General features: G+C 64.2%; 13 protein-coding genes. 7 read left to right on the top strand and 6 right to left on the bottom strand.

The window, feature by feature from the left end; all coding sequences use genetic code 11:
* Positions 1-1,460 (top strand): ABC transporter permease (locus AWB74_RS06270; protein ID WP_143749149.1); only part of this gene is annotated, 1,460 nt, incomplete at its 5' end.
* Positions 1,460-2,530 carry a lipocalin-like domain-containing protein gene (locus AWB74_RS06265; protein ID WP_061145887.1) on the top strand — a complete coding sequence of 357 codons (1,071 nt, stop codon included), beginning with the start codon at positions 1,460-1,462 and terminating at the stop codon, positions 2,528-2,530. The genes AWB74_RS06270 and AWB74_RS06265, both read left to right, overlap by 1 nt.
* Positions 2,531-2,599: 69 nt before the next feature.
* Here the strand turns inward: AWB74_RS06265 and AWB74_RS06260 are convergent, their stop codons facing one another.
* The 5 genes from AWB74_RS06260 to AWB74_RS46855 form a co-directional block, all read right to left on the bottom strand.
* On the bottom strand, positions 2,600-2,995 hold the full coding sequence (locus tag AWB74_RS06260) for a hypothetical protein (RefSeq protein WP_061145886.1): 396 nt from the start codon (positions 2,993-2,995) through the stop codon (positions 2,600-2,602).
* Positions 2,996-3,293: 298 nt separating this feature from the next.
* Positions 3,294-3,590: a hypothetical protein gene (locus AWB74_RS06255; RefSeq protein WP_061145885.1), complete on the bottom strand. Its 297-nt coding sequence runs from the start codon at positions 3,588-3,590 to the stop codon at positions 3,294-3,296.
* A 129-nt stretch (positions 3,591-3,719) separates the two neighbouring features.
* A complete protein-coding gene (locus AWB74_RS06250) occupies positions 3,720-4,031 on the bottom strand; it encodes a hypothetical protein (RefSeq protein ID WP_061145884.1) in 312 nt (103 codons plus the stop codon).
* On the bottom strand, positions 4,031-4,951 hold the full coding sequence (locus AWB74_RS06245) for a hypothetical protein (RefSeq protein ID WP_061145883.1): 921 nt from the start codon (positions 4,949-4,951) through the stop codon (positions 4,031-4,033). The genes AWB74_RS06250 and AWB74_RS06245 overlap by 1 nt, the downstream gene beginning before the upstream one ends.
* Before the next feature lie 252 nt (positions 4,952-5,203).
* Positions 5,204-5,407 carry a hypothetical protein gene (locus AWB74_RS46855; RefSeq protein ID WP_200821935.1) on the bottom strand — a complete coding sequence of 68 codons (204 nt, stop codon included), beginning with the start codon at positions 5,405-5,407 and terminating at the stop codon, positions 5,204-5,206.
* A gap of 151 nt (positions 5,408-5,558) precedes the next feature.
* Here AWB74_RS46855 and AWB74_RS06240 point away from each other — a divergent pair, with 151 nt between their 5' ends.
* Positions 5,559-6,326: a peptidoglycan DD-metalloendopeptidase family protein gene (locus AWB74_RS06240; protein WP_235024496.1), complete on the top strand. Its 768-nt coding sequence runs from the start codon at positions 5,559-5,561 to the stop codon at positions 6,324-6,326.
* A gap of 13 nt (positions 6,327-6,339) precedes the next feature.
* Here the strand turns inward: AWB74_RS06240 and AWB74_RS06235 are convergent, their stop codons facing one another.
* The gene (locus AWB74_RS06235; protein ID WP_061145882.1) at positions 6,340-7,485 is read right to left on the bottom strand and encodes a GGDEF domain-containing protein; all 1,146 of its coding nucleotides are present in this window, start codon (positions 7,483-7,485) and stop codon (positions 6,340-6,342) included.
* Positions 7,486-7,797: 312 nt separating this feature from the next.
* Here AWB74_RS06235 and AWB74_RS06230 point away from each other — a divergent pair, with 312 nt between their 5' ends.
* From AWB74_RS06230 to AWB74_RS06215, 4 genes are read left to right on the top strand one after another with little or no spacing between them, the layout of a single operon-like run.
* Entirely contained in the window at positions 7,798-8,475 is a 678-nt protein-coding gene (locus AWB74_RS06230) for an RNA polymerase factor sigma-70 (protein WP_061145881.1), read from the top strand.
* A gap of 59 nt (positions 8,476-8,534) precedes the next feature.
* The gene (locus AWB74_RS06225) at positions 8,535-8,780 is read left to right on the top strand and encodes an MbtH family protein (protein ID WP_061145880.1); all 246 of its coding nucleotides are present in this window, start codon (positions 8,535-8,537) and stop codon (positions 8,778-8,780) included.
* 25 nt (positions 8,781-8,805) lie between these two features.
* Positions 8,806-9,810: a TauD/TfdA family dioxygenase gene (locus AWB74_RS06220; protein WP_061145879.1), complete on the top strand. Its 1,005-nt coding sequence runs from the start codon at positions 8,806-8,808 to the stop codon at positions 9,808-9,810.
* Positions 9,807-10,622: an ABC transporter ATP-binding protein gene (locus tag AWB74_RS06215; protein ID WP_061145878.1), complete on the top strand. Its 816-nt coding sequence runs from the start codon at positions 9,807-9,809 to the stop codon at positions 10,620-10,622. Before AWB74_RS06220 ends, AWB74_RS06215 begins: the two co-directional genes overlap by 4 nt.
* Positions 10,623-10,679: the final 57 nt, after the last annotated feature.

The raw sequence follows: 10,679 nt of genomic DNA, 5'->3' as shown, positions 1-10,679 counted from the left end.
GCGCGATTTTTCTCGCGCTCGGCATCGGCGTCGCGCTCGCGGGCACGCTCGTTCCCGCGCTCGAAGCGGCGCGCGCCCGGCCCGCGCCCGCGCTGAAAGCCGGCAGCGAGGAGGCCGCGCTCGCGCCGCTCGGCAAGCCGTGGCCCGCGCTCGCGTGCCTCGCGGCAGGCGCCGCGCTGACGCAGGCGCCGCCCGTTTTCGATGCGCCCATCGCCGGCTATGTGGCCGTCGGTTTGCTGCTCGTCGGCGGCATTGCGCTGATGCCGCGCGTCACCGCGATCGTGTTCCGGCGCACGGCGAAACCGCGCGGCGCCGTCGTGACGCTCGCGCTCGCGCGTCTCGCGAATGCGCCGGGGCAGGCATCGATCGCGATGGGCGGCGTGCTGTCGAGCTTCACGCTGATCGTCGCGATGGCGATCATGGTCACGAGCTTTCGCGTGTCGGTGGAAGACTGGCTCGCGCATCTGCTGTCGGCGGATCTTTATGTGCGCATGGCGTCGAGCGGCGACACGGGTGGGCTGCGTCCCGATCAGCAGATGATGATTGCGGGCGCGAACGGCGTCGCGCATGCAGCGTTTTCGCGCACGTCGAAACTGACGCTCGATGCCGCGAAGCCGCCCGTCGCGCTGATCGCCCGCGAGCTTGATGCCGCCGATCCCGGCGCGAAGCTGCAAATGACCGGCGACGTGTTGCCGCCATTGTCGTGGCGCGAAGGCGAGACGCCTGTGTGGGCGTCGGAGGCGATGGCCGATCTGTATGGCTATCGCGTCGGCGAGCGCGTGACGCTGCCCATCGGCGGGACGGGAGAGCGCTTCGTCGTCGCGGGCATCTGGCGCGATTACGTGCGGCAGACGGGCGCGTTGCAGATGCGAATCGGCGATTACCGGCGGCTGACCGGCGATACCGCCGCCACCGATATCGCGATCACATTGCGCGCGGGATCGGGCGCGGCGCAGGTCATCGGCGCGATCAAAAGGCTGCCTTTCGGCGATGCGCTCGAATTCTCGGAGCCGGGCGAAATCCGCGCGCGCACGCTGACCATTTTCGATCGCAGCTTCGCGGTGACGTATCTGCTCGAAGCGGTGGCGATCGTGATCGGCCTGTTCGGCGTCGGCGCGACGTTCTCGATGCAGACGCTCGCGCGCTCGCGCGAATTCGGCATGCTGCGGCACGTCGGCGTGACGCGCGCGCAGATTCTCGCGCTGCTCGCGTCGGAAGCCGGATGGCTCACGCTGCTCGGCATCGCGATGGGCTGCGCGCTCGGCTTCGCGATCAGCCTGATTCTCGTGTTCGTCGTGAATCCGCAGTCGTTTCACTGGAGCATGTCGCTACACGTTCCGTGGACGATGATCGGGGCAATCGCGTGCGTGATGCTCGTGTCGTCGTGCGCGACGGCGGTGCTGGCGGGACGGCGCGCCGTGTCCGTCGATGCGGTGCGCGCCGTGCGGGAGGACTGGTGATGCGGGCGTTGGTTCTGATGTTGCTGCTCTCGTCGACGTTTGCGCTCGCCGATGAACCCGCGTTCGCGCCCGTCGTCCCCGGACAGGCGATTTCGTGGCCGCAGGACAGCGGCGCGCATCCGGCGTATCGCACGGAATGGTGGTACGCGACGGGCTGGCTCGACACGCCGGATCATCAGCCGCTCGGGTTTCAGATCACGTTCTTTCGTTCGAACACGGGCAAGAAATCCGGCGCGAGCGCGTTCGATCCGTCGCAGTTGATCATCGCGCATGCGGCGCTGTCCGATCCCGCGCATGGGCGGCTCGTGCACGATCAGAACGTCGCGCGGCAGGGCTTCGGGCTTGCGTACGCGAAAGCCGGCAACACCGACGTGAAGCTCGACGCGTGGCGCATGACGCGCGCATCGGACGGCAGCTATTCGGTGATCGCCGATGCGGCCGGCTTCGCGCTCCATCTGACCTTCATGCCGACGCAGCCGCCGATGATCCAGGGCGAGGGTGGGTATTCGCGCAAGGGTCCGCTGCCGGAGCAGGCGAGCTGGTATTACAGCGAGCCGCAACTGAAGGTGACGGGCAGCGTAACGCGGCCATCGACGAACCAGCGTGTCGATGTGACGGGCCGCGCGTGGCTCGATCACGAATGGTCGAGCACACCGCTTTCAGCTGACGCCGCCGGCTGGGACTGGCTCGGCGCGAATTTCGACGACGGCTCCGCGCTGATGGCGTTCAAGGTCCGCGCCCGCGACGGACACGCGGTCTGGGCGCACGCGGCGCTGCGCAGTCCCGATGGCGCGACGAAGCAATTCGGCCCGGGCGATGTCGAGTTCACGCCCGAGCGGCAGTGGCGCTCGCCGCGCACGAACACGGTCTATCCGGTGGCGATGAATTTACGCGTCGGCGGGATGCGCTGGCGGTTGAGTCCGCTCATCGACGATCAGGAGCTCGACTCGCGGGAGTCCACCGGCGCGCTGTATTGGGAAGGCGCCGTGACGCTCGATGGGGACGGGCGCGGGCGTGGGTATCTGGAGCTGACGGGGTATGCGAAGAGGTTGGAGGTGGGGAAGCGGTGATCGTATTGAGTAGGTAACAAGAGATTTTCTGCGCCTCATACGCAGCCTCCGCGACGTTTCTGCTCATATTTACGTTTGGTGCTGAACGCCAGCGCATAGACAGAGCAGTTCCGCTCCAACCGATGGCTCAACGACCAACAAGATAGCTTTCCTTGTCGCAATGGCTGGGACCAAGTCTTGAAGCTGCGCGCCGTCAAGGATCGACCGGAAGTCATGTTGGCTGCGCGCCCACTGCACGTACTCTCGAATCTCTTCAACCGAGAATGCGTGCTTGGTTGAGACCAATATCCGCGACACGACGTTCTGCAATCCGAAGTCGTTCAATCGGAGATGCCGGATTCCGGACAGGATCAGAATCGACTGCTCCACGCCAGCGTGAAGAAGGTGAAGTTGTGCCGTAGCGTTGTCGTGCGCGTAGGTTATGCCGACGAATTCTGCGTCGTGAGAGCCAGGTTCTGCGCTCATGAATTTTTTTCTTGCGGCATGCAAAGACGCTCGACGTGGAGGAGCGGTGATCCTCGAACCGCCAGTGCCTTGAGCACGTAATCGGCGCAGCGCGTCAATCGATATAGAAGACGATCTTCGCCCGCCGTTGTTTGGACATTTAGTACCCGCGGCACGTGAGTAGTTAGAGAATGCGCTCTCTTTAATGGATCAGTGTCACCGAGCGGCGTCGGGCCCGTAGATTTTTCATCAGGCCGTCGTCACTGTCCCTCGGCTGGCGCTTTACCACCAGGCACTGGATGGCGCTCGGCCGTTCGAATCAATTGCCCGCTTCGTCATCGTCATTGTCGCTGGCAGGAATGTGTGGCATCGGCAGCGGAGTCACCTTCAGCAAAGGCCGCAGTTCGGGGTTATACAACGCAAGCACCGACAATGCTGTCACCCCGAGTCGGCGTGCGGTGTCGTCAGTCAAATGACGATGCAGGCTATCCAGTGGCCACGAGACGGTCAGCGCTGCCGAAAGTTGCTTCTCGATTTCCGAGTTGGACACAGTGCCGACGATCAGAGCTTGCGACGCCTCATCGAAAGAGATAACGAAAGATTTCCTACGACTCATCAGTAGCCCCTGCACGGTTGTAATCGACGAATGCCTTCGCCTTGCACGCAACATATGGGTAGGCTTCACCGGTCATTGCCGCATAGGACTTAGGCATTCCCGCCCGCTACTGGGTCCGTCGCGTTATTTTTACTCCGCAGGTTTTGGCGGCTTGTTCCAGTTGATCGGCTCGGCGAGAGTCAGGCGAAGGCGCTCGCGCAACTCCGGATGAACGCCCGCTTGCATCAAAAGAGTGATGCAGCCCAATTTGCGAGCATCCTCATCTGTCAGCGGCTCCGCGCCGCGGTCTTCGGCACTTGGCGGAATGGTCATCCCGCCGGAACGCGCGACCTCCTTGTCGATGACCGCCTGAACTTCACGCCGGAAAACAGAGATCAGCTTTACCTGCTGTGAATCCTCGTCGTAAAAAACGATGGTCGCGCGCAGTGGCTTCTTCGTCATTAGAATCCTCGACACGTCTGATAATTTTGGAACGCTCGCTGTTTGCATAGTGCGTAAGTGCGCATATCTTGATACGTCGCTCGCGCAAACTCGCACAGTTCAAGGTCTTGTTCGTAGAGGAAGAAGCAGTCCGCTTCTTGGGCCTCGCTTACGCCTCTGGCTGCAATATCGAACACGTCGCTCAATGGTGAGCCTTCAGCATACTCGAATGGCTCAGCGTCACCGACCGGCGTCGTCGAGTCCGTAAAGCTTTTCATCGGGCCGCTGTCGTCGTCCTCGGCCGCCGCTTTACTACCGAGCGCTACGCCCGCCGCAGTCTCGACTGCTTCGAGCCAGTCAAATCCCGCGCCGCCACCGCCAAATACACTGCCGCCTCTTCTGAGCCCAGCATTCATGACGATGTCCGATGCGTGCATCGCGGCAGCGAATGGGCCTGTGAAACGACCAGTGTCGGCTTTCGTTGCCCGACTGTCGCCTCCCCACGAAGCACTGCTCGCCGAGCGGGGCCAGTATTGTGGAGCGTAATGAGGTTCGAGCACGCGCCCGATGCCGACCCAGTTTCGCTCGATATGCGGAACTACCAGCTCACGCCTGACGGCTTCCTTGAGTGCCGCGGTAACGCCTTGGTTGTCCGTCAGCCCGCGAAAGGCCATACCTCGCACATGGTCGCGGAAAAAGTTCTGGATCGTCTGAAGCTCGCGACTCGGGCCAATGCCGCGCAGGTCGATGCGTGACTGATAGAGCGCAAGAAAATGAGCGCAATCCGTCGCGATCCGCCTTTTCTCCTCCTCGTTCTCGTCATCATCGAAGCCCCACGAGGCAAAGCGGTTCAACGCAAATTCCTGTGCCGATACCAGGAAACACTGCTCGCCCCACTGAATCGGTACTGCGATCGCATTATAAGAGTGCCACCACTTCAACGATCAGTCCTCCTGATAAATCGGAGCCCACAGATTACATCGCGTCGACGAGAGGGAGCGTCAAAGATTGTGATCGAGTCGGTTCCCACATAGCGGGGAAGCGTGAACAACTTCTTCGTCCGCTATCAGCATACAATTACAGCAAACATCGTATAAAAAAGTAAAAAGGGCCGGCTTAAGTTTCACTTAAGAATCGTCTCATAGTCTCGACGCGACCCTCGGCTCCCCATTGCATTTCATGTTCGCGCGCACTTACACGTCGATTTCCCCGACGATTCGCCCGTTTTCACGCCAGATCGAGTAACGCGCGCTCTCCCGCCGCTCGCGGCCCGAACGCCGCGCCTTCCGATTCACGAGCCACGCGCCCAAACCGCGCGCCGTTCGCTCCGCCTTTCCGCTGATGCCTTTTTCTTCTCCAACCGCCTCGCCCGGCAAGGCAGGCAGACTGCTTTTCACTTGCGCGATCGGTTCGATATGTACCGTCGTCCTCTGCAACGCGGTTCATCGTCCGCATGCGCCATCGCTCGCCAAGGATGACGCGCCCGCCGTTTCGCTTCGACAACGCGCAGTTCCGACGCCGGGAGAGTTGGTCGGACCGCCCGCGCCCGTGCGCGTCACCGAAAGCGCCACCGTCGATCAGACGTTCTCGGATGCCGCGCAAAGTCTCGGCATGGATACGACCACGATCGCGACGCTCACGGAAGCATTCGAAGGCAACGTCGATCTGCGGCGCGATCTGCGCCAAGGCGACACGCTGAGCGTGATCTACGACCGGCCGCTTAGCGAGCCGCTCGCGGTGCGCCTCACGACCGGTTCGTCATCGCATGACGTGTTTCTGTATCGCGATCCGAAGGGCGAAGCGCGTTACTACGCGAAGGACGGCCAAAGCACAAAACCCGCGTTCTCGCGTTATCCCATTGCGTTCACGCGGGTATCGTCGGACTTCTCGTCGAACCGGCTCGATCCGGTCACGCATCGCTGGCAGAGTCACGACGGCGTCGATCTGGCCGCGCCCAGCGGCACGCCCGTGCACGCGACGGCGCAGGGCAGGGTGACGTTCGTCGGCAGGCAGACGGGCTACGGCAAGGTCGTCATGCTGGAGAATCCGCCGCCATATTCGACCGTGTACGCGCATCTGTCGCGCTTCGCGAAAGGTATCCGCAACGGTGGCACGGTGAAGCGCGGGCAGGTGATCGGCTATGTCGGTGAAACCGGCTGGGCCACGGGGCCGCATCTGCACTACGAAGTGCACGTCGACGACGTCGCGATGGACCCGCTCACCGTCGATCTGCCCGGCGACGATCGTCTGCACGGCGAGGAACGCCGGCGTTTCGCGAAGGAAGCCGAAAGCCTGAGCGCCGAACTCGCCGGTTGAAGCCCAAGGCGTTTCAGGCGACGAGCCCGACCGCTTCGCGCTCGCCCGCGGAGACCCAGCGGCTCTTGCCCGCGCGTTTCGCTTCGTAGAGCGCGTTGTCGGCATCGCGCAGGACGCCGTCGAGCTCGTCGTGATGATGGCCGAAGAGCGCAATGCCGATGCTCACGCCGATTTCGAGCGGCGCGGCGCCATCGGTGTGAAAGGGCTTCGCGAGCTCGCGCACGATCAGATCCGCGAGCACGAGCGGGTCGGCGTGCGGCGGCGTGACGACCACGAACTCGTCGCCGCCGAGCCGCGCGACCAGCGAGCCTTCGCCCGACAAATGCCGCAAGCGCCGCGCGACCAGCGCGAGCAGCGTGTCGCCGACTTCGTGGCCGTGGGCATCGTTGACGGCCTTGAAGCCGTCGAGATCGAGATACAGCAGCGCGCCGTGCGCCGGTGCACGCGAACGCACGGCCTGAAACAGTCCAGCGCGATTGAGCAGGCCGGTCAGCTCGTCGTGACGCGCGCGGCGGTCGTTTTCCTGCTCGGCTTTCATCGTTGAGACGAGCATGCCGTTCAGACGCCACGCGGCGGCGCTCATCGCGAAGAGATAAAAGGGGATTTGCAGCAGCGAAAGCCACAGCGTCGGCTCGCCCGCGAGTATCGCGCCGAGACAGCACGGCCCGAGCGACAGAAAGATCATCACCGCGACGAGACGCGGCGCGCCGAAATTGCGGAAGCAGATGCCGCCGACCATCGCGGCCGCCGAAAGGAACGAGAGCGTCGACGCGATCCAGTCGCCGGACAGAACGGAGACCAGCGCGCCATAGCCGACCGTCGCGCCCCACAGCGGCGCGAGCAGCACGTAGGCATCCGTCAGAGTGGACTTGCGCTCGCGTGCGCGGCGGCGCGCCACGACGAGGACAATCAGCCGCGCCAGGCACACGGCCATTTCGAGCGCGAGCCAGATGTGGAAGGCCGTCGTCGGATGCCGGCGATCCAGCACCCACGCGACGGCGACCGTGTTGAGCACGCCGCCCGCGAAGATCGGCAGCGTCCCGAACAGGCTTCCGACGAGGGCGACGCGGATCGCGCGGGGAATATCGGCTCCCGCGTGCAGCAACCACATGGCCGCACGTCCGCGCGGCAGGGTGAACACCTCAGTTTGATGGTCCATATCGGCTTTGAGCGGCGGCCCGGCGATGGCTGAAACCCTCGCGGAAAAAGCCGGGCCACAGTTCGGATAACGGTCGAGCGCGTCCGAACTTTAGCGTTCGCCCTGAAGCGTCCCATCGGCATCGATACGCGATAAAAATATTCATCCGACGGATGTTCTTGACATTTTGTCCGCTTCCCGCGCTCCCGCTTCCAGCCAAGCAAACCGCCGAAACGCCCGAAATCTTACAACCCACTAACATGTAGGGCCTACGTTGAGAATGATTCGCGTTTACGCTAACTTTCCGACTCCAACGAAAGTGGAGCAGGATTTATGGCTTACATGCGCATTCAGCCGGCATCGTCGAAACGACCTTCGACCTCGCCGTTGCCTTCGAATCTGTCTCTCGACGCTTACTGGGAACAGCACCGGCCCGTCGCCGATGTCGCGCCGAAAGCGCCGCCCGAACCGACTTTGCTCGATCTCGCCATCGCCAACCGGCAGATGCTGGTGAACATGGCGCGCGGCGTCGTCGGTTGCGCGAGCCGCGCCGAGGACGTGGTGCACGACGTGTTCGTGAATCTCATCGACCTGCCGCAGCAGGATGCGGTGCGTCAGCCGATGGGCTACATCGCGCGCATGGTGCGCAATGCGTCGATCGATGCGTGCAGACGCCAAAGCCTCGAGAACATCTATCGCGCGGACGAGGAAGACGGTCTCGACGTGCCCTCGCAGGAACTCACGCCCGAGGCGCGCGTGCAGGCACGCGACACGTTGCGCCGCGTCTGCGATGCACTCGCGCAGTTGCCCGACCGCAGCCGCACTGCGTTCGAAATGGTGCGTTTGCGCGAGGAGACGCTGCAAAGCACGGCGCGCGCGTTAAACGTTTCACAGACGCTGGTTCACTTCATGGTGCGCGACGCGCAGCAGCATTGCGCCGATTGCCTCGACGCGTGCGAGCGCAATGCCGAATGCCCCGCGTTCGTCGGCGGGCGCGCGCGTCGGCGGTAAAAAAGCGCGCCGCCCGCACGTCTACCGGATATAGGCCCATCTGAGAGAGAGATATCACCATGACGCAACAGCAGAACCACGCAGCGGACGATCTCGTCTACACGGTCGTCGTCAACGACGAAGAGCAGTACTCCATCTGGCCGACTTTCCGCGAAGTGCCGGCAGGCTGGCGCGAAGCCGGCATGCGCGGCGCGAAAGCGGATTGCCTCGCGTATATCGAAAACACGTGGACCGACATGCGTCCCGCGAGCCTGCGCCGTCACATGGATGCGCTGAGCGCGCAGGCGAAATCGCGCCTGAACTGATTCACGCGCTTTCAGGGGACATCGCATGACCGAACCATCCGTCACCGCAGCCGCGCCCGAACTTGCCGATCTGCGCATCGAGCCGGGCTTGCCGGTCGTCGTCTCGCCGCGCGCGGGCGCCGACATCACGCTCGCCGACGCCGCGCCGCTCCTACACACGATCGTCGCCGGATCGCTCGAACGCGCGGGCGGCGTGCGCTTCACCGGCTTTCGCGTCGACTCGATCGAGGCGTTCCAGCGCTTCGCCGCGTCGTTCGGCGATCCGCTGATCGGCTACGAATTCGCATCGACGCCGCGCAGCCAGGTCGAAGGCGCGGTGTACACGTCGACGGAATATCCGCCGCATCGCTCGATCCCGCTGCACAACGAGCAGTCGTACACGCGCGAATGGCCGATGCGCATCTGGTTTCACTGCGCGCTCGCGGCGCGCTCGGGCGGCGCGACGCCGATCGCCGACAGCCGCGCGGTGTATCGCGCGCTCGATCCGGCGCTCGTCGAACGTTTCGCGAAGCGCGAGTTGCTGTACGTGCGCAATTTCGGCCAGGGACTCGATCTGCCGTGGCAAAACGCATTCGGCACGGACGACCCGCGCGAGGTGGAGCGCATCTGCGCGGCGCGCGGCATCGCTTGCGCATGGCGCGACAGCGAAGACGGCGAACTGCTGCTGCGCACCGAAGAACGCTGTCAGGCGGTCGCGCGTCATCCGCGCACGGGCGACAGGGTGTGGTTCAACCAGGCGAATCTCTTCCACCTGTCGACGCTCGACGAGGACATGCAGGACGCGCTCATCGATGCGGTCGGCATCGACCACGTGCCGCGCAATGTCTTTTACGGCGACGGCGCACCGCTCGAAGCCGATGCGCTCGCCGAGATCCGCGCGGTGCTCGATGCGCAGCGCATCACGTTTCCGTGGCTCACCGGCGACGTGCTGATGCTCGACAACATGCTGACCGCGCACGCGCGCGATCCGTTCGACGGTCCGCGCAAGGTCGTCGTCGCGATGGCGCAGAGCTACCGCGAGGCGCGATGACATTGCGCACGGCGCTTCGCGCGCGTTCATTGACGGTGGCGTATCGCGACGACACCGTTCTGGAAAATCTCGACATCGATATCGCAGCCGGACGCATCACCGCGTTATGCGGGCCGAACGGCTGCGGCAAGAGCACGCTGTTGCGCGCGCTCGCCGGCTTGCAGCCCGCGCGCGCGGGCGACGTGCAGGTGAACGGCAAGCCGCTCGTATCGATGCGCCGCCGCGCGCTCGCCCGCACGCTCACGATGCTCGCGCAGTTCAACCAGATTCCCGCGGGTCTGACGGTGCGCGAGCTCGTCGCATACGGCCGCTATGCGCACGGCGGCTGGATGCGCGGCCTTTCACGCGCGGATCATGCTGCCATCGATGCGGCACTTGCCGCGAGCGGTCTCGTCGACGACGCCGCGCGCGATGTCGCCGCGCTCTCGGGCGGTGAGCGTCAGCGCGCGTGGATCGCGATGGCGCTCGCGCAGGAAGCGCCCATCGTCCTGCTCGACGAACCGACGACCTATCTCGACATCCATCATCAGCTCGACATCCTGCACGAGTTGCGGCGCTTGAACCGCGAGCGCGGGCTCACGATCGTGTGGGTGCTGCACGACCTGAATCAGGCGGCGGCGTTCTCCGACGAGATCGTGCTGATGCGCGCGGGACGCATCGTCGCGCAAGGGACGCCCGAGGCGATGATCGATCCGCGCCATTTGCAGGAGACCTTCGGCGTGCGCATGCTGCGCGTTGCGCATCCGCAGACCGGCGCGCCGATGTGCGTGCCCGCCTATGAAGGCGTCCAGGAAGCGACGAGAGCCGCATGACGACGCTTGCCACCCGACGCCGCCTGCGCCGCGCGGCTTCCTTTTGGGAGCGCGTGT

Source organism: Caballeronia arvi (assembly GCF_001544695.2).
Classification (GTDB): Bacteria; Pseudomonadota; Gammaproteobacteria; order Burkholderiales; family Burkholderiaceae; genus Caballeronia; species Caballeronia arvi.
This window is presented reverse-complemented; position numbering and strand designations above follow the sequence as displayed.